This window comes from Yersinia aldovae 670-83, from assembly GCF_000834395.1.
Lineage (GTDB): Bacteria > Pseudomonadota > Gammaproteobacteria > Enterobacterales > Enterobacteriaceae > Yersinia > Yersinia aldovae.
Map to the genome: position 1 here is coordinate 4,318,064 of NZ_CP009781.1, position 26,826 is coordinate 4,344,889.

Consider the following 26,826-nt stretch of genomic DNA (forward strand, 5'->3'; position numbering starts at 1 on the left):
ACTCCCTTATCCGAGCCAGGCGACGGCAATAAAACTTGAACACACCGACATTATCACCAGTACCACCAGCACGCCCTGCATGGCTAATGGCAGTGGTTTGGCACTGGCGACGGCTTCTGAAGGTTTACCCGGTACGGTTTGCCCGAACCAGTAAAGGAACCAGCCAAAGCTGGCAACCGATTCAATCAGCGCCAGTACCAGCAGCGGTATCAGCAGCCAATGTTCATGAGAAAGTGAGAAACCGGCGGCGAAAATGGGGAATTTACTGAAGAAACCGTTAAATGGCGGTACCCCGGTGATGGCCAGTGCCGCCACACAGAATCCGACGCCCAGCAGTGGCATTTTGCCCATGATGCCTTTAAGTTTGGGCAACATACGGGTGCCGCAACTGTAACTCAGCGCCCCGGCGACCAGGAAGAACAGGCTCTTGGCAAATGCGTGGTTGAAGATGTAGGCAATGCCGCCATCAAAGGCCAGTTTCGATCCGTAGATAGCCAAAGACAGCGCGAAGAAAATATAAGACAGTTGGGTGATGGTGGAGTAGGCCAGTAGCCGTTTCATATCTTTTTGCGGCAGATACATAAAGAAGCCGTAAATCAAGGTGATAACCGCCATCACCATACCGACAGTGCCGATAATCTGCGGCACATCACCGGCAGAGTAGATGGCGCGAGCGAAGATATAGACGCCGACTTTGACCATCGACGCGGCGTGCAGATAGGAACTGACTGGGGTCGGGGCCTCCATCGCATCCGGCAACCAAATATGCAGTGGTAACTGGGCCGATTTCCCCCAGGCGGCAAACAGGATGCCACCGAATACAATGACTTTGGTGGTGTAGTCCAGTTGTGCCAGCGCCGTTAAAGCAAAGGTGCCGGTATTGACCAGTAGCACTGCCGCCGCCAAATACAGGCCGATGGCCGCCACATGGGTGACCAGCAAGGCTTTTAGCGCCGAGCGCAGTGACTTCTGGCTCTGGTAGTAACCAATCAAACCCCACGAGCAGCCGCCGGTAATTTCAAAGAAGAACAACTGACCCAGCAGGGTGGATGATAAGACCAGCCCTGCCATAGCGCCAATGAATACCAATAGCAGCGCATAGTAGCGGTTGGTGCCTTCGTGAGGGTGCTCGCGATTACCTAATGTCAGATAGCCGGTGGAATAGATACTGACCAGCAAGCCGAGGAATACCACGGCGAAAGCAATTAAGGTGCTGATGCGGTCGATGGTCAGACCGAACAGTGCCATATCACCGTAATGAATTAGATCAAAAGTGACATCCACCTTGCCGCCACTCAGATAGGCATAAGCCAGCAGCACGGTGCCGAGGGTGGCCAGCAGTGAGAAGAAGGTACAAGACCATTTCGCCCATTGCTGTGGTAAACAGGCAGTGAGAATGGCACCGACAAACGGAACCAGAATGGTCGCAAGGGCGATATTCATAAGAGCCAGGTTATCCATGATGGGGTTATTAGCTCCTTAAAGGCCGGTGAGATAGAAAACCAGAGACAAGGCAGCGACGCCAAACCCCAGCCAGGTAACACGGGAGGTCAACAGGAAGCGCCCACGGGCAATACTGTTTTCCACGATGGAGGCCAGTACAAACACCACCACCAGTTTGATAACACAGGCCACCAGCGCCCACAGCAAGCCCGGCCCACTCAGTACCGCCAGCTTGCCAAAGGGGATAAACACGCCGAGGAAAAGCTGCGCCACTACCACCTGTTTCAGGCTTATGCCCCATTTGACTAAGCCCAGTGACGCACCGGAGTATTCGGTCAGTGGCCCTTCCTGTAGCTCTTGTTCCGCTTCAGCGACATCAAACGGAATTTTGCCCATTTCGATAAATACGGCAAAACCGCAGGCCAACAGCGCCAGAGCCGTTGCGGTCGGTGACTGCCAGTGCCCTTGCGACAAAGCGATACTGATGGTGCCGATATTGGTGGAGCCAGCAATTAGCCCGACGACCAGCAGCGAAAGGATTAATGTCGGTTCAACCAACACCCCCAGCGTCAACTCGCGGCTAGCACCGATACCGGCGAAGATACTGCCGCTATCCAGACCTGCCAGTGAGAAGAAGAAGCGGAACAGCGCGAACAGATACAGCAGCGCTATCAGGTCGCCTGCCACGCCAAAGGGGGAGGCCTGCGTGAAAATGGGTAACGTCATGGCAATCAATAACATGCTGCCCAGCAGTACATAGGGCATCAACCGGAAAATAATCCCGGCATTGGCCGGTGCCACATCTTGGCGTTTCAGTAGCTTGGCTAAATCTCGATACTCTTGCAGGATGCCCGGCCCACGGCGCGAGTGCATGCGGGCTTTCACCATGCGCGAAATCCCCGCCATCAGCGGTGCCAGCGCCAGCATCACCAGCGCCTGCCCGATGGCGAAAGCAATCATAGAGAGCGCAGGCATATCAGTAGTTGGCATTGCTCGTCTCCTTAAATAGCCGCAATAATCAGCAGGGTTACCAGCGCGGCGACCACATACAGACAGTAGAGGCGGAAATCACCCTGTTGCAGCCATTGAATGCGTTGGCTGAGCCATTGGATAGAACGGATAAGCGGAGCCACTATTTTGTCATCCCAGACCGGTTCCACCCGGCCCGCACCACTGACGGAGTATTCCAGCGCGCGTTGCATCATCGGGGCGGGATCGAGTGTTTTACGCAGTCGATAGAGCGGGGCAAACATGACCCGCAGTGGCTGAGTAAAACCACCGGCCGAGACAGTCATGGCCTGCTCCCAGGCATAACCGCAAGCCCACGGGTCGCCACCATGACGAAATGCCAGACGACTGCCTCTGTAGAAACTGGCGACCAGTAAAATCACCAGCGGCAAAATCAATAAACCAAAGAAGATATATAGGGTGGACAGCATGGCCTGAGAGCGGTGTTGTGGGAATAACACCGCGCCTTGCGCTACCTGTAAAGAAGGCACCGGAGGAGCCGTTATCAAGCTGGAGGCAATGCGGCCAATCACTGGTGCGACGTGGGTGGCACCAATCCCCAAAGCCAGGCAGAGCAGCGCCAACAACAGCATGGCGGTGGTCATCGGCCAGGGGACTTCGCGCGCAAGGGCGGCTTTTTCTGTACGCGGCAGGCCGCAGAAGCTGATGCCATAAACTTTCACAAAACACATAGCCGCCAATGCACCGGTGATTGCCAGCATCACAATGGCGATTGGCCCGGCGAGGCGAATAATAAAACCGCCGTCTTTGGTCATGGTAAACAGTGATTGGTAGGTGAACCATTCACTGACAAAACCATTGAATGGCGGCAGGGCTGAAATCGCCATACATCCCACCAGAAAGGCCAGTGCGGTATAAGGCATCATTCGCGCCAGCCCGCCCATCTTTTCCATGTCTTTGGTGTGTAAGCGATAAATGACCGCACCGGCCCCGAGGAACAGCAGCCCTTTGAAAACGGCGTGGTTAAGCAGATGGTAGAGCGCGCCCAGTAAACCCAGCGCGGCGAGTACCGGCTGATGGCTGGCAATACCAATCATACCGACCCCGACCCCCATCAGGATGATGCCGATATTCTCAACCGTGTGATACGCCAGTAGCCGTTTGATGTCGTGTTCGGCTAATGCGTACAGCACGCCCAGCACGGAGGACACAGCACCAAAGCCCAACACCACCACGCCCCACCACAACTGGCTGGCACCGAGCAAATCAATGCCGACTTTGATGATACCGAAGATACCTATTTTCACCATCACACCGGACATCAGGGCAGAAGCATGGGAAGGGGCGGCAGGGTGCGCACGCGGTAACCAGCCATGCAGTGGCAGCATCCCTGCTTTGGCACCAAAACCGAAGAAAGCCAATAAGAAGATAACCGAGGCCATAATAGGTTGTGGATTAGCCTGCCGGAAGGCGGCAAACTCCAGGCTGCCGCTCAGGCGGTACAGCAGGAAGAACGCAATCATAATCAGCACGGAACCGGCGTGGGCAATCAGAAAATAGAGTAAGCCCGCGCTGATGGCATCGTCATCCTGATCGGAAATCACCAGGAAGTAAGACGCCAGCGACATCATTTCGAAGAAAATAATAAAGTAGAAAGCGTTATCCACCACCACCAACGCCACCATTGAGGCGATGAACAGGTTCATAAAGACCCCCATTCCCCACGCCCCGCGCCCTTTGTATTCCTGCACATAGGCCAGTGAATAGAGCGCGGTTATCACGACCAATAGTGAGATGACCAGTAGCATAAATGCGGCTAATGGATCAAGACGCAAGCTCAATGCCGCGAACGGGAATGGGCCGGCGGTGGTGAAGGTGATAAGCCCGCCGCCCAGCAGAGTGGGGGCCGCAGCAAACAGGCCAGCAACGCCCCCCAACAATGACGCCAGCCCGGAGGCATAAATCGCCCATGTTTCACGCCGCGCCAGCAGCAGAGAAAGCAGTGCGCCAGCCAGATAGAGCAGTAAGGAGAGCCACAATAGCTCAAGCGAATTCATCATCTTTTCTGCTCCTCGTGAGAGATAGCGGACGAGGTGTCCACGGCCATAAAGGGCAGCTCGTTGGCAAACCCACTGGCAGCGGCCAAGCGCTTGGCGTGATTTGCCTGTTCAATGCTGTGCTCATCCACCAGCATTAAGGCGTTAGTCGGGCAGACCCGCACACATTCCGGCCCCTGAGATTGGAAGCTGCATAAGTCGCATTTCACGGCAACAGTGCGTACGCCGGCATTCCAGGCAAGGAACGGATTCATGTTGGTTGGGCTGAATGGCACATCAGATAACAGGGTCATCGGAATGTATTCAGGGAAATTTTCTGGCACTGCCAAGGGTTTACTGCCAGCCGGTGTGATTGCGCCAAACGGGCAGGCGATACCGCAGAGCTTGCAGCCGATGCAGGTGGTTTCATCCAATTCGACGGCGTTATTGGTCAGGGTGATGGCATTGACCGGGCAAACCCGCGCGCACCATGCATCTTCACAGTGACGACAGAGAATCGGTGCCGTAACCGTGGCGTTACGCATAACAGTCAATCTGGGATGCTGTTGTAAACCCTTGGCTTTATGCACCTGGCTGCAAGCAGCCATGCAGGTATTACATCCAATACAAAGCCTCGGTTCCGCAATCACAAAGCGGTTCATGGCCATACCCTCCGGGACAAGACTCTGGTGACAGTCAGGCTGATAGCAATCATTTCTCAGCTCCAAAGCATATTCTGTGCCAGCACGATGACCGCCAATGCAAAAGAGTAGGGAAGCCGCGCCAGCAGGGCATTAAGCTGATCGCAGATAAAGGGCAGGAATTTAAAAGGCAGTAAAAACAGAGGGATTTCCGCAGTGAAGTATCGTCAATAGTGACGAAACCCTCACTGTCTGATGACACTTCGACAGTGATTATTCATCTCATGAATTTATATCGAACTGATTCTGATAAATAGCTATATTTTTCAATGCTTTATTTTGAATGTCGATTCCATAATATGGCCGGTATTACTGGCATCGTCTTTGCATTGATTTTGCCAGAGAAATCCATACTGGGAGAACAGTCATGCATGAGATTACCTTGTGCCAAAACGCTATTGCCATGATGGAACAGCAGGCACGGTTGCACGGCGCACAGAGAATTACCGGCGTGTGGCTGGAAACCGGTGCCTTTTCCTGTGTCGAACCACAAGCATTGGAGTTCTGTTTTGAGTTAGTGTGTCGTGGCACTTTGGCGGAGGGCTGTGTTTTGCATCTTAGCCAGCAGCAATCACAGGTGTGGTGCCATGACTGCCAGCAAGCGGTTAATTTGCTCAGCAGCAAAGTGACTCGTTGCCCGTTATGTGCGGGCAGCCACTTACGTATTGGGGCGGCTGATGATGGCGTGATAATTAAGCGGTTGGAGGTGGAATGAAGTTACTTTTCTTATACGCTGATACAGCGGGAGTCGGATTATGTGTATAGGCATTCCCGGACAAATTGTCGCATTAGATGACGTTCAACCAGGCACGGCATGGGTGGATGTCTGTGGCGTGCGCCGCTCGGTCAATATTATGCTGGTGGCAGCGGATGAGCAGGCCAGTACAGCATTAATCGGTCATTGGGTTTTGGTACATGTGGGATTCGCCATGAGTCGACTGGATGAAGATGAAGCGCTGGAGACCTTGCAGTTATTGCAAGAGATGGGGGAGGTTGAAAGTGATGTCGCGGCGTTTTTAGGGCAAAGGGAGTAGGTGGGGGCGCTTTTGATCGTTATTGACGTCAAAACAAAAGCGCATTCAAAATCATGGTGCAGGTGCAGGTGCAGGTGCAGGTTTTTTCGCTTTTTCTTCTGCCAGCCGGTGTTCCAGTTCAACCAGTTGCTCAGGGGATACGGCGGGGTAACCTTGGGCATCATCTGGTATCACGTGTACTGCCGGAATAGGGATTAATGGCCCAAGGAAACGTGGCTCGCGTTTCATAACATAGAGATCTGACAGCGCGCCAAGGCGGGCAAAGATCTCACGTACCCGAACATTGAGCATATTTTTGGGGGACGGCACTGCAAAACACTGCGCTTGAATCCCCATATGCATTGCGATAAACAACGCCCGTTCGCAATGGAAACGCTGGGTAATGATAATAAAATCATTGGTATCAAATACTTTTCGAGTACGTACAATAGAATCTAATGTGCGAAAACCAGCATAGTCCAACACGATATCAGAAGGCGCGACACCCGCTGCAATCAAGTCACGGCGCATGGTCATCGGTTCGTTATAACTTTGCAGGGCGTTATCACCGCTAAGTAGCAAGTAGCTTACTTTACCGCTGTTGTAGGCATTTAACGCGCCTTGAATTCGGTATTGATAAAACTGATTAATACCACCGGTTTTATAATACTTAGCCGTACCTAATACCACACCAACCTGCCGGTGCGGTAAGTCTTGCAGCTCATCGTAGATAAAAGGGGCTGTTTTCCAGCTAATCCAGCGATCGAGTGCAATAGCTGTCACCATCAGCAACCCTGCGATGATAATTAAGCTAATAATCAGGCGTTTCCACATTCTCTGGCCTTCGATACATTCAATTCACTGGTGATATTGCAAGGCTACTGTACCCGCCTGTGTTGCGCAATATATATCCCCTTCGTTCTTGAAGCTACCGTGTTGTTAGCTTGCCGCCTGGCTGTAACTTCAAGGACTTTGGGGTGAAAGCAGTACAGGCCGGATATTAACTAGAACGACGTTCGTTTGTAGCTACGATATTGCGGTTGCCAATAGTTGTGCTCAATGGCTTTGGCTAATGCTTCTTCAGACGTGACAATAGCGACCCCTTGCAACTGTGCGGCTTTCCCTACTTGCATAGCGATGATTTTTGATACTGCCTGAATGTCGTCGATATTGGGCAGTAGCGCCCCTTCACCACTTTCCGCCAGCGGTGAACACTGTGCCAATGCACGGCTGGCTGCCATCAGCATACCGTCGGTGACACGCTTGGCACCGGATGCCAGCACCCCCAAACCAATACCTGGGAAGATATAAGAGTTATTGCACTGTGCAATCGGATACAGTTTCTCTTTATAACTGACTGGCGAGAAGGGGCTGCCTGTTGCGACCAATGCTGCGCCATCTGTCCAGTTAATGATATCTTCAGGCCGTGCTTCTACCCGTGATGTTGGGTTCGACAATGGCATTACTATCGGGCGTGTACAGTGCTTGTGCATCTCGCGGATCAGCTCTTCGGTAAACAACCCCGGCTGGCCAGAAACGCCAATCAGCACCGTGGGTTTGGCATTACGCACCACATCCTGCAACGAGATTGAGTCGCTGGCCAGATTCCAGCTTTGCAACGCATCGCTTTTTTGCACCAGTTTACTTTGGAAATCCAACAGATTAGGCAGTTTATCCGTTAACAGGCCAAAACGGTCGACCATAAAGACACGCGCCCGAGCCTGTTCTTCACTCAGACCTTCCGAAATCATCTGCGCAATGATTTGTTCAGCAATACCACAACCGGCTGAACCTGCGCCGAGGAAGGTGACGGTTTGGTCACGCAACTGGCTGCCAGCGGCATTACTTGCCGCAATCAAACTGCCCAGAGTGACCGCTGCTGTGCCCTGAATATCATCATTGAAGCAGCATAATTCATCGCGATAGCGGTTGAGCAGTGGCGTGGCATTGTTCTGCGCAAAATCTTCAAACTGCAACAACACATTTGGCCAGCGGCGTTTGACTGCCTGAATGAATTCATCAACAAAGGCATAATATTCGTCGCCGGAAATCCGCGGGTGACGCCAGCCCATATACAGCGGGTCGTTCAGACGTTGCGGGTTGTTGGTGCCCACATCCAGTACCACTGGCAAAGTATACGCCGGACTAATACCACCGCACGCGGTATAGAGAGACAGTTTACCAATGGGAATACCCATACCGCCGATACCTTGGTCGCCAAGGCCGAGAATGCGTTCGCCGTCAGTGACCACGATAACTTTCACGTTCTGCTTGGTGGCATTTTGCAGCATGTCATCAATGTGTTCGCGGTTTGGATAAGAGATAAATAACCCGCGCGCGCGGCGATAGATATCCGAGAAGTGTTCGCAAGCCTCACCCACGGTCGGGGTATAAATAATAGGCATCATCTCGCTGAGATGGGCTTCCAGCAGGCGGTAGAATAGCGTCTCATTGGTATCTTGAATATTACGCAGATAAATATGCTTATCGTCGTCGTTTTTGAAATCCTGATATTGGCGGTAAGCCCGCTCCGCCTGTTCTTCAATGGTTTCAACCGCGTCTGGTAATAAACCGTGTAAATTGAAGTGGTCGCGCTCATCATTGGTGAACGCGCTACCCTTGTTCAATAAAGGGAATTCTAATAGGATCGGGCCAGCGTAGGGGATGTACAGGGGGCGTTTACTTTCGTATTCAAGTTCCATGAGTTTTTACTCTTATGACTGTGGGGCTGGACAGTAATTGTTACCCCCGATCCTAAAAGATAAGAAGAATATGTACAGCTTTTGTTAGTTAAATATGTCGGTTGCCCGTAAAAGTGCGAGTTAACTTGCATATTTGGTCATTGATAGTGAGAAAATGTTGTTTTTTTGCCAAGGGGTTAACGATGTAACCCCATGTTCGGTTCTATCTGTTTAAAATGTCACGCGTTCTATATCCGAACAACCCAATGCGGCCAGTGTTGCGCGGGTGGCATCCCACTGAGTTAGTTTCGGTTTATTGCCTTCAACCAGCACCGCTCGGTGGATAGAATTACCATCCTTATCGGACATATTCGCCATAATTAACGCCGCTTGCAGCGGTGGCAAGCTTGGGTTAAACGCGGCATTTTCCGCATAGCGGCCGGTATAAATAATGCCGTCGGCGGTTTCCAAAGCCACACCACTGTGGGCGTTGCTGTAAGGCGCATGGCTGTGGTTTGCACCAGCAAGTGCTGCCTGAGTCAGTTCATCAGTTTCAGCAATTTTATAGCCGTGATCGATAGGGTCCATCAGCAGGGTGGTGATAGCCAAATCTTTCGGGCCGAAAGCGTCTGGCAAATACTGCCCCAGTGTTAATGCAGGGCGGCCCGGTAGATGGATATGCAGGCCGCTTCCGCTGTTCAGCTCATTCATAAACTGGCGGCAATGACCACACGGCGTATAGTTGACCGTAATGGAGACCAAACTGGCCTCATTATTCAGCCACGCATGGGTGACGGCACATTGTTCGGCGTGGATGGTTTGTTGCAGTGGCGTACCCATGAACTCCATATTGGCACCGAAATAGAGATTGCCGCTGATACCGCGAGCAATAGCCCCGACATTAAAATCAGATACGGGTGTTAATGCACAAGCCGCTGCCAGTGGTAACAATGCAAACGCCAGCTCATCATCATCCAACCCACTGTTGCTTTTCACCGTTTTCACTTGCTCTGCTGTCAGCATGGCAGGGAAATCGTTTGCGTTCATGATAGGTTTAAGTGCTGATTGCAGTGAGGTGGACAACGTTGCCCAAGCGCCATGAAAACGTGTTTGCATAGGGTTCTCTCCAATAGTTACGGGGAACTATTTTAGGCAGCTTAGGGGTTTCTTGGTGTGATCTATATCTCGTTATATATGAAATCTATGCAAGTAAAATCTCAAATGAGATATGTATCTCAAATTTATACCCTAATCCTTACTATTCCTAACTAGATTTCCAGAGGCAGGGATGCAGCTTGCAGCGGCCTCGCTGAGCGAGGCTCATGGACGGGCCGAGTAAAGAACGCAGCCAACACATCCGCAGTTTGAAAGGTGATGACGGTATTATCCAAATAAATGTAGCAGCACCGGAAACAAGAACGGGGCTAGCAGTGAGGTGATAATCCCACAGATAACCAGCGCGAGTGAGCTGAATGCACCTTCCTGAAAATCCAGCTCGGCACAACGGGCGGTACCCAGGGCGTGCGATGCAGTCCCCATTGCCAGCCCGCGTGAGGCTTTAGTGGTGATTTTCAATATATTCAGCAAGCTGTGACCAAACACTGCACCCAAAATCCCAACAAATATAACGCACACTGCGCTGATGGCGGGTAGGCCATGAATAGATTCGGCCACCGCCATCGCAATCGGTGTGGTGACGGACTTAGGCAGCACTGAGGCGGCAATTTCAGGGGTTGCACCCATCCACAGGGCCACAGCAGTGCCGCTAACCATCGCGGTGATACTGCCGATAAAACAGATGCTAATGATTGATTTCCAGCGCGCACGAATCTGATGCAACTGCTCATACAGCGGGAAAGCCAACGCCACCACGGCCGGTTGCAGCAGATCATTAAGCATTTTGCTGCCCACAAAATAGTTGGCATAAGGCATATGCGTCACTAATAGCAATGGAATGATGACAATCATTGATATAAGCAATGGATTGAGCAACGGCATTTTCAGCCAGCGGGCTAAACGACGCGCACTGAAGAACACAATTAACGTCAGTGGCAGTGACCACCATAAGTTGCTGATCATTGGTCCTCCTCCGTACGGGTCGGAGAACCCATCACCTTGCGCTCACGATGGACATAATGCGAGCTGTAACCTACCACCAACATTACTATCAGGGTACTGACAAAGCAGGAAACCACGATCGGGCCAAATTGTGTGGTCAGTTGATCATAATATTGCATCACGCCCACACCTATTGGCACAAACAGCAACGCCATATAGCGGATCAATATATGACAGCCCGGTTTTACCCACTTGGATGGCAAGATTTGTGAGGCAAGCAGAGCAAACAGAATCAACATCCCAAGGATGCTACCGGGGATAGTGATAGGCAGCAGTAGAGCCAGCGCTTTACCGGCCCATAAGCACAGATAAATGATGGCGAAAGCCCGTAGGTACTGCCAGCAAAGTGAAGGCACATTGCGCATAGAATGGGGTCCTGAGTTACGGAATATATTCATCATACAATTAAGTTTGAATCTGTGCTACTGATCACGCCATGAATAATATCAATGGAGACATTCCGATCGCGACTACTTATTTAGGCGATAAATCATGAGGCGTTAGATCCGGCTTTCCTGCGCTTTGGCCAGTCGATAACCGCGATAAAAGAATGCCAGCCCTAAAATAGCCGCGATAATTAGCATGTAGAACATCATCTGAGGGGCCGCATAAGCTAACAGGAGGCCGCAGAGCACCGGATTCAGTGCACCGCCCAACTGACCGAGGTTCTGTACCCCATAGTAACTGCCTTTGAGATTCGCCGGAGCAATAAAATCGATAAACATATACTCGACTGGGATAACAATAATTTCACCCAATGAGAAAATTGCCATTGCTAACATCCATAACGGAATTGAATCCTGAGCTGCCATAAACCCTATCAGACCAATAATAAAGAACAGTGTCCCCATCATCAGCCAGCGCATTAAGTTCTGTTGATTCATGCGGCGGCTCAATAGATATTGCAGGGTAATGACAATCACTGCATTTACCGTCATCACTGCGCCGATAACCTGATAGGCAAATTTAGCATCAGAAACCGTAATCAGATATTGTGATAAATAGCCAGAAAACTGGCCGAACACGATGGCACTGAGCATACTGCCGAGAGTGAAGTAAATCAGCCGTTTATCCTGACGCAGGATAGTCAATGTTTGGCGGAAATCAGGAGCTGATTCAGTTTCTGAACGTTCCGTTACCGACATATCAATGTGGCTTATTCTGAATTTCAGCACGACGGCAACCAGTAACGCTAATATGCCTGAAATGATAAACGGCATTTGTGGGCCAAAACCAACCACCAGTACCCCCAGCGCCGGGCCAACCGCCCAGCCGACATTGACCAGCGTGTAGTTGGCCGAAAAAGCTTTGATGCGCTCATTGACCGGCAACCAGTCGGCAAAACAGGCTTTAATGGCAATACTATAGACTGAGTATGCCGAATGTAATAATGCCAAAATCAGGATAATCCACGCCGGATGTTCAACCCACGGCAAGGTAAGAAAGGTGGTAGAGAACAGGGTGATCGCCAGCAAAATCAACTGCTTTTTATTGAATTTATCCACCAGATAACCGCCATACAGACTGGTGAAAATACCCAATGTCAAACTCGCCCCCAACACCAGCCCAACCTTGTCTGGCGCTAGCTGAAAGTGCTCGGCCAAATAGATAGTGATAAACGGCAGCGTTACGGCTCGGCCAATGGTCAACACCAGCGAGGCAATCAGCAGGTTAGTGACACGCGATGGAAATCCTTTCATGGTATTTTCTTATTTTTAATTATGGGTAATAAGTTGTTTCTATGCGGATTATTGCCAATAAAAGGAATGACACGCACAGCATTTCGACGCGGCTCAGCCAATTACAGTAGACTATTGCAGGAGCGAAAGAGAGAGGGGGAGGAAATTTTTTTTGCAAATAGCAGATCGACCAGAATCGACCCGCCATTAATAGACTTGCCCAAAGTCATTGGCGTTGCAGTCAGGCCGCCAGCTAACCCCCTTGCGGCTTTAAGGAGAACGGGATGATTAACCTAAATATTCGATGATAGATAGCCCGCCATTATAATCGGTGCTGTAGATAATCCCTTGAGCATCAACAAACACATCACATGACTGAATAACTTGTGGGCGACCTGGTCGTTTATCCATCATTTTTTCCGGTGCCGCAGGCACCAGAGCGCCCGTTTCCTTCGGCTGATACGGGTTGCTGATATCATAGGCCCGAACCCCCGCATTCTGATAAGTGGCAAAAATCAGCGATGAACTGATAAAACTGCCCGGCCGGTTTTCATGCAGATTATGCGGGCCAAAATGTGCGCCTTTTTTTACATAATCTCGCTCGTCAGGCACGGGGAAGGTTGAGATACTCACCGGATTGCTCGGCTCACGAATATCAAATAGCCAAATATGTTTCTCGCCATCCTCTTGGTTATCCAGCACTGCTTCATCCAGCACCACCAGTAAGTCGCGATCTGGCAGAGGAAGCGCGGTGTGAGTCCCGCCACCAAAAGGGGGGTTCCAGTTACGATGACTGATCAGTTTTGGCTCAGTGCGGTCGCTGACATCTAATAGTGTCAGGCCACCATCACGCCAACTGCCGTAAGCTGTATCACCACTGACAATAGCATGGTGTAATGCATAGCGCTGACCTTCAGGCCAGCTTGCTTGCTCGCCCGCAGCGGTATGCATACCGGCTAAAGCATAACGCCCGGCAACCTGTGGTTTTTGCGGATCAGCCAAATCAATGGTCAGAAAAATATAATCACTGTAGCCGTCGAGCAGCGCAGAAACATAGGCCCAGCGCCCACCGACATACCAGATACGGTGGATACCGATGCCATCAAGTGGCAGGAAACTTATCTCACGGGGCTTGTCCGGTATCGAAATATCAAAAATACGTAAACCGGCACTCCAACTACGGCCTTCTTGCCGGGTATTGACCGTTTGGGCCACCGAGCGGGTGTAATACACTTTCTCTTCGGCAAAACGGACATCAGCAAACAAGTCACGGGCATTAATCACCAGTAGCAGGTCATCATGCGTTTGTAAGTGCACATTCCACGTATTGGGTGGCGCGGCGATGAAACCTGCCGGACGTGGGTTTTTTGCGTCTCGTACATCAATAATCGAAACGCCCTGCGACACCATATGGCCGACATAGGCAAAACCACGATGCACCATCACCTGCACGCCATCGGGCTTTCCACCCTGATCACTGTGACCAATCAGTCGCATATTGCGGCTGTATTCGGGAGTAGGTAAAAAACCTTGCGTTGCCATCTATTTCCCTCCAAAGCGATTAGCGTTACTGGCCGTTTTGGGTGGCAAGAGTGGCAAACCACGGTGAGTTGAAATCATCTGATTGGCCCCAGCCCGGAATAATCTTACTCAAACCTGTAACGTTAATCGGGCCGGGTTGGCTCGCCAGCAACGCTTGTGGAATAGCGGCAGCACGGAATTCATAACTGGCAGGGGTCTCTTCACCGGCAATTTTCTTGGCAACCAGGCGTAAGTTAACGGCACCAATCAGCTTAGGATCAACTGCAACACTAACTTTCCACGGGCTATTTGCTTCACGCATCAGTTGCAAATCCTGATTCGAGATATCAATACTGTACAATTTGATTTCGGTACGGCCATTCTCTTGTAAGGCTTTATAAGCGCCTTGAGTAAAGGCATCCCAGCTTCCCCAAATTGCATCGATTTTGCCTTTCGGGTATTTCGCCAATATGGCACCCACTTTGTTGGCGGTATCCCCCTGAACATCGGATGAAACAGCCCCGATAGATTCCAGTTCAGTAATGCCTGGATTTTGTTTCAGCAGTGCCTGATAAGCGGCCTGGCGACGTTCCATTGGTGGGAATCCGGCTACCCAGAGTTTGATAATATTCGCTTTACCGTTGAAGTCTTTGACCAATTGACCGAAGGATTCATTGGTCAGTGAGGCATCATCTTGTTGGGTGACAGTCAGACCGGGGATATCCCCTTGAATGGCGGTATCAAATACAGATACGGCAATGCCGTTCGCCGCAATGCGTTTTACCAGCTCAGTTGAGTAGGGGGCACGGCCCTGGGAAAGAATAATCCCATCGTATTTCTGGCTGATAGCCTGATTAACAAAATCTTGAAAACGTGCGTCATCACCGTTGCTCAAGAAAGTATCGACTTTGAAACCCAGTTTTTTGCCTTCTTTCAATACACCAGACAGGAATTGAGTGGTGTTATCGTCAGAACCTAAATTACGGATCACCGCAATTTTAATTTGCCCTGGATGCCTGGCAATGGCATCAGGAATAGGGGCTACCGTGGCGATGTCTGCAGCGAATGCTGGCAGTGCCATCAGCAGGTTTAGGGCCAGTAATGGGGAAGCAATTTTTTTCATCCGGAACTCCGTCATGGTGTTGATAAGTTGTGCAATATGTACAGTGCTGTCATTGTTATGGCTATCTTTGCGTCTAGACGTCTATTTCCCTGTGTAGCATCATAACCATAACTATTTTGATAAGGAATTAACTTTGTTATGAATTTTTGGATCGCGTTATATCTTTTAGTTTGGAATGCGTAAACAACAAGCAGAATGAGGGGGAGAGCCTGTATCGATAGCCGTAATAGCCATTCATTTATTATGGTTTATTTTATTATTTACTTTCATTTGAATTTTTTTTGATGATCATGGTCATTATTAATATGTTATTTCACTACGACGCGAGTGCTGATATTCTAAATAACTGGGGCTGTAGCGATAAATAAAAGAGATAGGCGAGTGCTATAAGTTTACAGTTTGTTAAATAAGGTATTAATGATGCTTAAAGGATTAAAGTCACTATGGGTAAGATTAGCAGTCTATGTAAACTTGGTACGGATAGCGCTCGAATAGCACAACTGAATTTCAACAACTTACGCGACAATACGACTTCTTTTTATGTATCACGCAGCGAATTCTTGTTTCTATTTGTCCGTTATTTGTTAGCGTTAATAATAATTATTATTTTACTGGCGGTGTTATTGCCGGATTTATTTGATGAACTACTGCTCATGTTCTTGCAGTCCTTTCCAGCGATTTTGTCACTGGTCTTACTGCTGCCTTGTTCGCAACGATTAGCCGCACAAGGATTAAGTTCTTATTTATTGATTTGCCATCTTTTCCCGCTAATCAATTACCTCCCAGCAAATAAATTAACCTTACCTTTGGTTGGCGCATTTTGTCTTTATCTACTATTTATCAACATTTATTCAGCCCGGCCACCCGAGTATCAATATCAAAAACAGCAAAAAAGAGAGTTAACAGGAGAGTATCCCTTTGGATTAACATTGGTTTGTTTCTGTCTGTTATATATAAGTTTTTTCCTCCTGTTTGAATTAGATGATGCGATTATTTTGCTGATGGCGTTATCGTGGATATTTTTCTTACTGGCTAAATGGCATTGGCCGGTTGTAGCACTGAATACATTAGGGGCTGTGGGTGTTTTTTTGTTTTTCTCTTCAGGTTTAGTGGAGTTAAAACATCATGAGAATATTATTATTGAGGCACTCATCAAGATATCACTGCTGGATAATATTTTATTCCTGATTTTCTCATTAAGTCTGTTTCTTAATATGCTGTTTTGGTTAGAGGCATGGCAACGAGGGCGGCGGCCACTGCGAGTCACGGAAGGGTAACGCTATTCATTAATAAAAAAGCCGGTCAAGGGTAACTTGACCGGCTTTTACCTCCTAACTTCCAGAGGATATTTGCCTGAAAATTATTTAACCTGCATCCCGGGTTGTGCGCCGCTATCTGGGCTGAGTAGGAAGATATCACTGCCGCCAGGCCCGGCAGCCATCACCATACCCTCTGAGATACCGAAGCGCATTTTGCGTGGTGCCAGGTTCGCGACCATCATTGTCAGGCGGCCTTCCAGCACTTTCGGATTAGGATAAGCCGAACGGATGCCGGAGAATACCTGGCGGGTTTCGCCACCAATATCCAGCGTCAGTTTCAACAATTTATCCGAACCTTCCACCAACTCTGCCTGTTGAATTAGCGCGATGCGCATATCTACTTTGGCAAAGTCATCGAAACTGATGGTTTCCTGAATTGGGTCATCGGCTAATGGGCCAGTTACCGCGACTGTTGCCGCCATATCTTCTTTAGAAGACGCAACCATTTCGTTCACCTTATCCACATCAATGCGGTTAAACAGCGCTTTGAAGGCATTGATCTGATGGCCTAACAGGGGCTGTTCAATGCCATCCCACGTCAATTCAGTATTGAGGAAAGCCTCAGTGCGTTCAGTCAGGGAAGGGAGCACCGGTTTTAGGTATGTCATCAGTACCCGGAACAGGTTGATACCCATTGAACAAATAGCTTGCAGATCGGCGTCACGGCCTTCCTCTTTCGCCACCACCCACGGAGCCTGTTCATCAACATAGCGGTTAGCCACATCGGCCAGCGCCATAATTTCACGAATCGCTTTGCTAGATTCACGGCTGGTATAAGCATCAGCAATACTAACTGCCGCATCGGTGAAGGTCTTATACAGCGCCGGGTCAGCCAACTGGTCAGCTAATTTTCCGCCGAAGCGTTTATTGATAAAACCGGCATTGCGTGAGGCCAGATTAACCACTTTATTAACGATATCGGCATTAACGCGCTGGACGAAATCCTCCAGGTTTAGGTCGATGTCATCAATCCGTGAAGAGAGCTTCGCGGCGTAGTAATAACGCAGGCAATCGGCATCCAGATGTTGCAGGTATGTGCCCGCTTTTATAAAGGTGCCACGGGATTTTGACATTTTTGCGCCGTTTACCGTCACATAACCATGAACGAAGACGTTGGTCGGTTTACGGAAGTTACTGCCTTCCAGCATCGCCGGCCAGAACAAGCTGTGGAAGTAAACAATGTCTTTACCGATGAAATGATACAGGTCGGTTTTAGAATCTTCACGCCAGAACTCATCAAAATCGATATCACCGCGCTTATCACACAGATTTTTAAATGAACCCATGTAGCCGATGGGCGCATCCAGCCAGACGTAGAAATATTTACCCGGTGCATCGGGCACTTCAAAACCGAAGTAAGGCGCATCTCGGGTGATATCCCATTGTTGCAGGCCAGATTCAAACCATTCCTGCATTTTGTTCGCGACCTGTTCTTGCAGTGCGCCGGAGCGTGTCCAGGCTTGCAACATATCGCTGAAAGCAGGTAAGTCGAAGAAGAAATGCTCAGATTCACGCATGACCGGTGTGGCACCGGAAACCGCGGATTGAGGGTTGATAAGTTCAGTTGGGCTGTAGGTTGCGCCACAGACTTCACAGTTATCACCATATTGATCCGGCGCTTTACATTTCGGGCAGGTGCCTTTAACAAAACGGTCGGGCAAGAACATGCCCTTCTCAGGATCATAGAGCTGAGAAATGGTGCGATTCTTAATATGACCGTTCGCTTTCAAACGGCTATAGATCAGGCTCGATAATTCACGGTTTTCATCACTGTGGGTCGAGTGATAGTTATCATAACTGATAGCGAAACCGGCGAAATCCTGTTGGTGCTCCTGGCTCATTTCGGCAATCATCTGCTCCGGTTCGATACCCATTTGCTGAGCTTTCAGCATAATTGGGGTGCCGTGGGCATCATCTGCACAGATAAAATGAACCTGGTTGCCGCGCATTCGCTGGAAACGAACCCAGATATCCGCCTGGATATGCTCGAGCATGTGGCCGAGATGAATAGAACCGTTAGCGTATGGTAGCGCGCACGTCACCAATATTTTTTTCGCGACTTGAGCCATAGTGGGAAATTGCTTTCTTTATGTCGATTAAAGGGGCTTTGATGTTAACCGATATACTGGCTTGTCGCTAGGGTAAGGCAATCTGTACGTTGTCTTAAGCCATAACCGGCCCATTTTGACGACGCTTTGGCATATTTGGTTATTAACCATACCGGGAATGTGGCGTGATGCTATTTTCTCGCGATTCGGGCCACACAGGTGTTATCGAGTTCTGGTACACTGGTATAGGTTAACAACGATAAATTCAAGGAGCCGGGATGAGCCAAAAATCCCCCGAGCAGACCACCCCTGACCTGCTGCAATCACAAATTTCAAAGGTTCTTACTGCCTTTAAACACCCAACCTTGCAAAAGAGCCTGAGTGCGCTGCACGCTATCCATCACTGTGCGTTATTGGATAATGTGCTGCATATCGAACTGGTGATGCCTTTTGCCTGGCGATTTGGTTTTGATGCATTGAAGGAGTCGGTCAGCGGAGAACTGCTGGCTGTGACCGGTGCCAAATCCATTGATTGGAAGCTTTCTCATAATATCACTACCTTGAAGCGAGCCAACGACCAGCCCGGTGTTAAAGGGGTGCGCAATATTCTGGCGGTTAGCTCCGGTAAGGGCGGGGTGGGGAAATCCAGTATCGCCGTGAATCTGGCGCTGGCACTGGCAGAAGAGGGCGTTAAAGTGGGTATTCTGGATGCAGATATCTACGGCCCATCCATTCCAAACATGCTGGGTACCATGAATCAGCGCCCAACCTCGCCAGATGGCAAGCATATGGCACCGATTATGGCCCACGGTATGGCCACCAACTCCATTGGTTATTTGGTCACCGATGAGAATGCTATGGTATGGCGCGGCCCGATGGCCAGTAAGGCATTGATGCAGATGTTGCAAGATACCTTATGGCCAGATTTGGATTATCTGGTCATCGATATGCCACCGGGCACCGGTGATATCCAACTGACGTTGTCGCAAAACATTCCGGTCACAGGCGCGCTGGTGGTGACCACGCCACAGGACATCGCGTTGATTGATGCCATGAAAGGTATTGTGATGTTCGAGAAGGTGCATGTGCCGGTGTTGGGTATCGTTGAAAATATGAGTATGCATATATGCAGCAACTGCGGTCATCTTGAGCCTATTTTCGGTACTGGCGGAGCTGAAAAACTGGCACAAAAATATAATTGCAAGTTGTTAGGGCAAATCCCACTGCATATTTCACTGCGCGAAGACCTTGATCGCGGCGAACCCACGGTTATCAGCCAACCAGACAGCGAATTTGCTGATATTTATCGCCAACTGGCGGCGAATGTGGCGGCAGAAATGTACTGGCAAGGTGAAGCTATCCCGACGGAAATTTCATTCCGCGCAGTGTAAGCGCCATAACCCCTGCGCCTTGAAAGACGCAGGGGTTATGACTCACTGTAATTTCTAGTACGCAGGGTATAGCGCTGGCATCAAACCCGCTAACTCCTTATAATTGCCGCGCTCGAAGCACCTTGCGTGCTTTGTCTCCCTCCACACTTCGTAATCAGGTCTTTAATTTTATGACTGACAAAGCACACCAGTGCGTCATTATCGGGATAGCCGGCGCTTCTGCCTCCGGGAAAAGTCTTATCGCCAGCACGTTATATCGTGAATTGCGCGACCAGGTAGGCGACCAACATATTGGCGTCATTCCTGAGGATGGTTATTACAAAGACCAGAGCCATTTGTCGATGGAAGAGCGGGTCAAAACCAACTATGACCACCCGAGTGCGATGGACCACAACTTATTGCTGGAACACCTGCGATCGTTGAAGACGGGTAAGTCCATTGAGCTGCCGCTTTACAGCTATACCGAGCATACCCGTAAGAAAGAAACAGTACATTTAGAACCGAAAAAGGTGATTATTCTGGAGGGGATTCTGTTATTGACGGATATTCGCCTGCGCCAGGAGATGAACTTCTCCATCTTTGTCGATACGCCTTTGGATATCTGCCTGATGCGCCGTATGAAGCGCGACGTGAATGAGCGTGGCCGTTCAATGGATTCAGTGATGGCCCAATACCAGAAAACGGTACGTCCGATGTTCCTGCAATTTATAGAACCATCCAAACAATATGCAGATATTATCGTTCCACGCGGCGGAAAGAACCGGATTGCGATCGATATTCTAAAAGCGAAAATCAGTCAGTTCTTTGAGTGACGTTATTCTGGACCTTTGCTTCTTTATATGGCAGCTTTCGTAGTATCTAAGCTGTAACATACGAATTTTGATGGGGATTTTGTAATGAGACTGTGCGATCGTGACATAGAAGCCTGGCTGGACTGCGGGAAATTAGGTATTGATCCTCGCCCACCGGTAGAACGTATCAATGGTGCCACGGTCGATGTTCGCTTAGGCAATCAATTCCGCGTTTTCAATGGTCACACGGCAGCATTTATCGATTTAAGTGGCCCGAAAGATGAAGTTAGCGCCGCGCTGGAACGGGTGATGAGCGAGGAGATCAATTTGCCAGAAGGGGAGGCGTTCTTCCTGCATCCGGGTGAATTGGCGTTGGCTGTGACACTGGAGTCGGTAACCATCCCCGATGATTTGGTCGGCTGGCTTGATGGCCGCTCCTCATTAGCTCGTCTTGGGCTAATGGTACATGTTACTGCCCACCGAATAGATCCGGGCTGGCAAGGCAGGATTGTGCTGGAGTTCTATAATTCAGGTAAGTTACCGTTGGCACTGCGCCCTGGAATGCTGATTGGTGCACTCAGCTTCGAACCGCTCTCTGGCCCGGCAGCCCGCCCTTATAATAGCCGTCAGGACGCCAAGTATCGTGGTCAACAAGGCGCTGTAGCCAGTCGTATTGATAAAGATTAGCCATTTTTCTCGCTGAGAATTCTAGCCTGTTTAGACTTTTCGCCTGTTTAGACAAGAGGATGTCATGAGACGATTACTGACGACGTTAGTTATCCTGCTGGTGGTATTGGTAGCAGGTATGAGCGCATTAGTACTGCTGGTAAATCCTAATGACTTTCGCGCCTATATGGTGAAACAGGTTGAAAAGAAAAGTGGTTACCATTTGCAGTTGGAGGGTGACCTCCGCTGGCACGTTTGGCCACAACTTAGCATTATCGCGGGCCGCACCGCATTGACGGCACCCGGTGCAAATTCACCGGTGATCAGTGCGGAAAATATGCGCCTGGATGTCAAACTTTGGCCGCTGTTATCGCATCAGCTTGATGTTAAACAGGTCATGCTGAAAGGCGCGGTCATCCGCTTAACGCCAGATAGTGAAGCCCAGCAGCAACCCGATGCCCCTGTCGCCCCGTCAGGCAGTGCTCCTATTAATGCACATAAAGCCTGGAAGCTTGATATCAATAAGGTTCAGATTGCTGATAGCCTGTTGATTTGGCAGCGGTCTGATAACGACCAAGTAAATGTTCGCGACATCAATCTTGAGCTTAAGCAAGACGCCCAGCGCCAAGTCCATGTTACCCTCGCCAGCCGCGTAAACCGCAACCAACGTGATATTGCCTTCTCACTGGTTATCGATGCGGATATGCGGCATTACCCCCAGCAGTTCAGCGCTAATATCAGCCAGTTTACCTATAAAATGGAAGGGGCTGGTATTCCTGTTGGTGGGGTTAGCGGTGAAGGGGCGTTGCAAGCCAGTTACCAAAGTGATGTCCAACAGTTATTACTCAACCAACTAAGTTTTACCGCCAATAATAATCAACTGACCGGTAGCGCAAAAGCCACTTTGGGTAAGGTGCCGGATTACATCGTCAATCTGGCTGCCGATAATCTGAATCTGGATACTATTTTCGGCTGGGAACCCAAAAATGCTTCGGCGAGCAAAGAAACAGCAAAACAGCCAGCGATAACAGCCCCCGTTATTGCTACTGCTGCTGAGGATGATGTCGGGCAGGATTTACAGGTGTTACGCGATTTCACGGCACAGGTTTCACTGACGGCGAATAAGCTAGTTTACCGTGGGATTAACGTCAGCCAACTGTATCTGCAAGTATCAAACCAACAAGGTGATATGCAGATAAGCCGCTTGACGGGCAGTGCGCTTGAGGGGGATTTCTCCCTGCCGGGCACGTTGGATGTCACTGGCAAGAAGGTGCGGGCGATGCTGAAACCCGTGATAAATCATATGGAACTGGCTCCGGTGTTGTTGGCGGCAGGCTTGCCTCAGGTGATGACCGGCAAATTTTCGATGAATGCCTCTTTGTCAGGTGAGGGGGTGAGCGTCGAGGCATTTAACCATCGTTGGAAAGGGGATGCCCAATTCAGCATGAGCAATGCGCAGTTGCAAGGGCTTAATATTCAACAACTTATCCAGCAGGCGGTCACTCGTAGCTCCAGTGATGTCAAAGGCCAGGATCGTTACGAACGCTATACCGAGGTTAAACAGTTACAAGCTGACCTGGCGCTCAATCGTGGTGCGATGAAAATTAGCAACCTGAGTGCGGATTCAGCTCTGATTGCTATCACGGGGAACGGGACACTTGATTTGCCAAAGCAATTGTGTGATATGAGCCTTGCCGTGCGGGTGATTCAGGGTTGGAGTGGGCAGGATAGCTTGGTGAAAATACTGCAAAATACCGATATTCCGCTGCGAATCTACGGCCCGTGGACCAAACTAAGCTATCAACTGGATGTTGACCAGTTGCTGCGTAACGAACTGCAACAACGCGCGAAAAAAGCACTCAGTGACTGGGCTGAGCGTAATCAGCAAAGTCGCAGTAGCAAGGACTTAAAAAAGCTGATTGATAAGTTGTAGATATAACATCGCCTCTGGTATTGCGTTTTTTTTATTTCCGGAGGCGATGGTGTCGTTTTGCCGTTGCGTTTTTGTTACTTGGTTGTTCTGGAAGTTAGTCATTGTAAAGATAGAAATCTTCTCTCTGCTCACAATCTGGTTTTTGTTTCTTAAATCCCTATGAATCATTGATAAATGTCATAAACTTGCCAATCGACTTTGGGCAGAGTGCAGAGCGATTAATGCATTTTAACTATAATAATGCTGAGGCAACACTTAGCAACACACAGCAACAGGCGAGTTCAGAGAGGGTATATGTTAGATCTATTAATTGGTGTTGTCGTGGCTGTAGGGGTAGGCCGTTACATCATTAAAGGCTATTCGGCGACGGGTGTGCTGATGGTCGGTGGTTTACTGCTTTTAATGATCAGTGCCTTAATGGGCAAAAGTGTATTACCGGCCAGCGCCACCTCAACAGGCTGGCGTGCTACCGATATCGTTGAGTACGTCAAAATCCTGCTGATGAGCCGGGGTGGTGACCTCGGCATGATGATCATGATGCTATGCGGTTTTGCGGCTTATATGACGCACATCGGTGCCAATGATGTGGTCGTGAAGATAGCCTCTAAACCACTGCAAATGATTAACTCACCTTATTTATTGATGGTTGCCGCTTATATTGTGGCCTGTTTGATGTCTTTAGCGGTATCGTCGGCGACCGGATTGGGCGTATTGTTGATGGCGACCCTGTTCCCAGTGATGGTTAACGTGGGTATCAGCCGTGGTGCGGCTGCTGCAATCTGTGCGTCTCCGGCAGCAATTATTTTGGCACCGACTTCAGGTGATGTGGTGCTGGCAGCGAAAGCCTCCGAAATGCCATTAGTAGATTTTGCCTTTAAAACCACCTTACCTATCTCTATTGCGGCTATCATTTGCATGGCTATCGCGCACTTCTTCTGGCAGCGTTATCTGGATAATAAAAGTCAGGAAAAGCATGAAATGATGGACGTGAATGAGATCACGACCAATGCGCCAAGCTTCTATGCGATTCTACCATTCACACCAATTATAGGTGTGCTGATATTCGATGGGAAATGGGGGCCAGAACTGCATATCATCACGGTATTGGTGATTTGTATGCTCATTGCCGCGCTGATTGAATTTGTGCGCAGTTTCAGTGCCAAAACGGTATTTGCTGGTCTTGAAGTCGCCTACCGAGGAATGGCTGATGCCTTTGCTACCGTGGTTATGCTGCTGGTTGCTGCTGGGGTATTCGCTCAAGGCTTGAGTACCGTTGGTTTCATCAGCGGTCTGATTGGTTTGGCTCAATCCTTTGGTACCGGAGGCATCGTGATGATGCTGGTACTGGTCACCATTACCATGCTGGCGGCCATGACCACAGGTTCAGGTAACGCACCGTTCTATGCGTTTGTTGAATTGATCCCGAAACTGGCGGTGCAGATGGGGATAAATCCAGCTTACCTGGTTATCCCGATGCTACAAGCGTCGAATCTGGGACGTACTTTATCCCCAGTTTCAGGCGTGGTGGTTGCGGTGGCTGGGATGGCGAAAATTTCACCTTTTGAAGTGGTAAAACGTACCTCAGTACCGGTTTTAGTTGGGCTGGTGGTGGTGGTGGTCGCAACTGAAATTTTGGTGCCAGTACACTTATAATCGCGCTATGCAGCCGTAAAAAGCCGGGCGGCGTAGGCTACCCGGCTTTTACTTTTCATTTCAACCGTCAATTATACTTCATAATCAGGGTCAGGCACTTTCAACGGCGTAATTTTCACCTTCAAGATACGATGACTGCTGACTTCCAGCGGTTCAAACAGATAATCACCAATCTTTAGTTGCTCACCTACCTGCGGAATTCGTTGGGTATACTCCATCAATAATCCCGCTAACGTATGATATTCACGTTTATCATCAATCGGCAGCGGCAGATAGAGCACTAAATCTTCCAGCGGCATATAGCCATTCGCTACCCAGCAGCCATCATCAGTTTGCTGAATATCATGGCGAGCATCCAGCTCTTCCCCGGCGACAGGCAAGTTGCCCGCGATAGTCTCCATAACATCAGTCAATGTAACGACCCCTTCAATAGAGCCAAATTCATCCACGACAAAGGCAAAATGGGTTTGCGCCTGACGGAATTGCTCCAACGCCATCAGCAATGAAACTTGTTCTGGAAAAATCAGTGGTTGGTGGATTAATGCGCGTAAATCGAGTTTTTCGTTCGCTAATTGCTGCTTCAATAAATCAATGACGTGAATGACACCCAGAGGTTCATCAGTTGAACTGTCTTCAGTGACCACAATTCGGGTATGCAGATTTTTCGTCAGTAACTGAGTCAGTTTCTCGGGTGGATCATTCAAATCGAGATACTCTACATCATGGCGAGAAGTCATGATGCTGCTGACCGTCCGTTGCGCCAGCCCCAATACCCGCTCAATCATCCGCCGTTCCTGCTCATTGAACACTTCCCGGCCCACACTGGTATTATCTGCAATTAAATTGGCTGTATGGTTATCCAATTCTGCTTCTTCATGTTTGCCACTGAGCATTCGCAGCACTGCTTCTGCTGTTCTCTCCCGTAATGGGCGGACGGTCGACAAGAAGCGGCGGCGGTTGAATTGTGCAAACTGATTCAGTGATTCAATAATCACCGAGAAACCGATAGCAGCGTACAGATAACCTTTCGGAATATGGTAGCCAAAGCCCTCCGCCACTAAGCTGAAGCCGATCATCAGTAAGAAACTAAGACAGAGAATGACGATGGTTGGATGCGCATTCACAAAGCGCGTCAATGGTTTACTCGCCAGCAACATCAGACCAATGGCAATACAGACAGCAGCCATCATTACAGCCAGATGATCTACCATACCGACGGCGGTAATGACCGAATCCAGCGAGAAGATGGCGTCCAACACGACTATCTGTGCGACCACCGGCCAAAAACGAGCACCTTTGCGCTGTTGACCTTGCAGGTGGTCTTTACCTTCCAACCGTTCATTAAGCTCCATAGTGGCTTTGAACAGCAGGAATATCCCACCAACCAGCATAATTAAGTCACGCGCACTGAAAGGGTGCCCGGATAGCGTAATCAGTGGGGCTGTCAATGTTGCCAGCCACGAAATACAGGCTAATAGAACAAGGCGCATCAATAACGCGCACAACAAACCGGTAACTCGGGCTTTATCTCGTTGATGGCGAGGAAGTTTTTCTGCCAAAATGGCAATAAATATCAGGTTATCAATGCCCAATACAATTTCTAGCACAACCAGCGTTGCCAGTCCTGCCCAAATAGTAGGATCTGCGATCCATTCCATATATCCCATTTCACCTTTTATTTCTACGGCTTATGCCGCTAATGTGGATGATGGCCTCATCGTTTGAAATTTTCAAATCTAAA

At 49.5% G+C, this 26,826-nt stretch carries 22 protein-coding genes; 8 read left to right on the plus strand and 14 right to left on the minus strand.

Going from position 1 to position 26,826, the window contains the following annotated elements; genetic code table 11:
- Positions 1–6 precede the first annotated feature (6 nt).
- The 4 genes from AT01_RS19435 to AT01_RS19450 are packed head-to-tail and all read right to left on the minus strand — an operon-like array spanning position 7 to position 5,110.
- The gene (locus AT01_RS19435; RefSeq protein WP_042548317.1) at positions 7–1,461 is read right to left on the minus strand and encodes a hydrogenase 4 subunit D; all 1,455 of its coding nucleotides are present in this window, start codon (positions 1,459–1,461) and stop codon (positions 7–9) included.
- Between the two features lie 18 nt (positions 1,462–1,479).
- Positions 1,480–2,433: a respiratory chain complex I subunit 1 family protein gene (locus AT01_RS19440; protein ID WP_004699420.1), complete on the minus strand. Its 954-nt coding sequence runs from the start codon at positions 2,431–2,433 to the stop codon at positions 1,480–1,482.
- Between the two features lie 11 nt (positions 2,434–2,444).
- Positions 2,445–4,472, minus strand: coding sequence for a hydrogenase 4 subunit B (hyfB, locus tag AT01_RS19445; RefSeq protein ID WP_042548318.1), 2,028 nt, complete (start codon positions 4,470–4,472; stop codon positions 2,445–2,447).
- A complete protein-coding gene (locus tag AT01_RS19450; RefSeq protein ID WP_013649608.1) occupies positions 4,469–5,110 on the minus strand; it encodes a 4Fe-4S dicluster domain-containing protein in 642 nt (213 codons plus the stop codon). Before AT01_RS19450 ends, hyfB begins: the two co-directional genes overlap by 4 nt.
- Positions 5,111–5,516: 406 nt before the next feature.
- On the opposite strand from AT01_RS19450, the gene hypA reads away from it, so the two are divergent.
- Entirely contained in the window at positions 5,517–5,864 is a 348-nt protein-coding gene (gene hypA / locus AT01_RS19455) for a hydrogenase maturation nickel metallochaperone HypA (RefSeq protein ID WP_004699418.1), read from the plus strand.
- A 40-nt stretch (positions 5,865–5,904) separates the two neighbouring features.
- Entirely contained in the window at positions 5,905–6,183 is a 279-nt protein-coding gene (locus AT01_RS19460; protein ID WP_042548319.1) for a HypC/HybG/HupF family hydrogenase formation chaperone, read from the plus strand.
- A gap of 51 nt (positions 6,184–6,234) precedes the next feature.
- Here AT01_RS19460 and sanA read toward each other — a convergent pair whose 3' ends face one another.
- The 8 genes from sanA to AT01_RS19500 all read right to left on the minus strand — a co-directional run bounded on the left by sanA (position 6,235) and on the right by AT01_RS19500 (position 15,284).
- The gene (gene sanA / locus AT01_RS19465) at positions 6,235–6,996 is read right to left on the minus strand and encodes an outer membrane permeability protein SanA (protein WP_042548320.1); all 762 of its coding nucleotides are present in this window, start codon (positions 6,994–6,996) and stop codon (positions 6,235–6,237) included.
- 170 nt (positions 6,997–7,166) lie between these two features.
- Positions 7,167–8,864: an NAD-dependent malic enzyme gene (locus tag AT01_RS19470; protein WP_042548321.1), complete on the minus strand. Its 1,698-nt coding sequence runs from the start codon at positions 8,862–8,864 to the stop codon at positions 7,167–7,169.
- Positions 8,865–9,074: 210 nt separating this feature from the next.
- On the minus strand, positions 9,075–9,959 hold the full coding sequence (gene cdd, locus AT01_RS19475; protein ID WP_042548322.1) for a cytidine deaminase: 885 nt from the start codon (positions 9,957–9,959) through the stop codon (positions 9,075–9,077).
- Positions 9,960–10,226: 267 nt separating this feature from the next.
- Positions 10,227–10,922, minus strand: a complete 696-nt coding sequence (locus tag AT01_RS19480) for a CidB/LrgB family autolysis modulator (protein WP_042548323.1) — start codon at positions 10,920–10,922, stop codon at positions 10,227–10,229.
- Positions 10,919–11,326 carry a CidA/LrgA family protein gene (locus AT01_RS19485; protein ID WP_042548324.1) on the minus strand — a complete coding sequence of 136 codons (408 nt, stop codon included), beginning with the start codon at positions 11,324–11,326 and terminating at the stop codon, positions 10,919–10,921. Before AT01_RS19485 ends, AT01_RS19480 begins: the two co-directional genes overlap by 4 nt.
- A 135-nt stretch (positions 11,327–11,461) precedes the next feature.
- Positions 11,462–12,661, minus strand: a complete 1,200-nt coding sequence (locus tag AT01_RS19490; protein ID WP_042548325.1) for an MFS transporter — start codon at positions 12,659–12,661, stop codon at positions 11,462–11,464.
- Between the two features lie 267 nt (positions 12,662–12,928).
- Positions 12,929–14,182 carry an LVIVD repeat-containing protein gene (locus AT01_RS19495; RefSeq protein ID WP_042548326.1) on the minus strand — a complete coding sequence of 418 codons (1,254 nt, stop codon included), beginning with the start codon at positions 14,180–14,182 and terminating at the stop codon, positions 12,929–12,931.
- A gap of 25 nt (positions 14,183–14,207) precedes the next feature.
- A complete protein-coding gene (locus AT01_RS19500) occupies positions 14,208–15,284 on the minus strand; it encodes a sugar ABC transporter substrate-binding protein (protein ID WP_042548327.1) in 1,077 nt (358 codons plus the stop codon).
- A 443-nt stretch (positions 15,285–15,727) separates the two neighbouring features.
- Between AT01_RS19500 and AT01_RS19505 the strand changes: the two genes are divergently transcribed.
- Positions 15,728–16,561 (plus strand): hypothetical protein, encoded by an 834-nt coding sequence (locus AT01_RS19505; protein WP_082039661.1) that lies wholly within the window; start codon positions 15,728–15,730, stop codon positions 16,559–16,561.
- An 83-nt stretch (positions 16,562–16,644) separates the two neighbouring features.
- Here AT01_RS19505 and metG read toward each other — a convergent pair whose 3' ends face one another.
- Positions 16,645–18,672 carry a methionine--tRNA ligase gene (gene metG / locus AT01_RS19510; protein ID WP_042548328.1) on the minus strand — a complete coding sequence of 676 codons (2,028 nt, stop codon included), beginning with the start codon at positions 18,670–18,672 and terminating at the stop codon, positions 16,645–16,647.
- A gap of 257 nt (positions 18,673–18,929) precedes the next feature.
- Between metG and apbC the strand changes: the two genes are divergently transcribed.
- From apbC to dcuC, 5 genes are all read left to right on the plus strand, one after another.
- On the plus strand, positions 18,930–20,042 hold the full coding sequence (apbC, locus tag AT01_RS19515; protein ID WP_042548329.1) for an iron-sulfur cluster carrier protein ApbC: 1,113 nt from the start codon (positions 18,930–18,932) through the stop codon (positions 20,040–20,042).
- A gap of 170 nt (positions 20,043–20,212) precedes the next feature.
- The gene (udk, locus tag AT01_RS19520; RefSeq protein ID WP_004699404.1) at positions 20,213–20,854 is read left to right on the plus strand and encodes a uridine kinase; all 642 of its coding nucleotides are present in this window, start codon (positions 20,213–20,215) and stop codon (positions 20,852–20,854) included.
- Between the two features lie 84 nt (positions 20,855–20,938).
- On the plus strand, positions 20,939–21,520 hold the full coding sequence (gene dcd / locus AT01_RS19525) for a dCTP deaminase (RefSeq protein WP_004699403.1): 582 nt from the start codon (positions 20,939–20,941) through the stop codon (positions 21,518–21,520).
- A 64-nt stretch (positions 21,521–21,584) separates the two neighbouring features.
- A complete protein-coding gene (asmA, locus tag AT01_RS19530) occupies positions 21,585–23,432 on the plus strand; it encodes an outer membrane assembly protein AsmA (RefSeq protein WP_042548330.1) in 1,848 nt (615 codons plus the stop codon).
- Between the two features lie 294 nt (positions 23,433–23,726).
- Complete coding sequence (gene dcuC / locus AT01_RS19535) at positions 23,727–25,085, plus strand: anaerobic C4-dicarboxylate transporter DcuC (protein ID WP_042548331.1); 1,359 nt, start codon at positions 23,727–23,729, stop codon at positions 25,083–25,085.
- A gap of 71 nt (positions 25,086–25,156) precedes the next feature.
- On the opposite strand, the gene AT01_RS19540 is transcribed toward dcuC, so the two are convergent.
- Positions 25,157–26,743 (minus strand): TerC family protein, encoded by a 1,587-nt coding sequence (locus tag AT01_RS19540; protein ID WP_042548332.1) that lies wholly within the window; start codon positions 26,741–26,743, stop codon positions 25,157–25,159.
- Positions 26,744–26,826 lie beyond the last annotated feature (83 nt).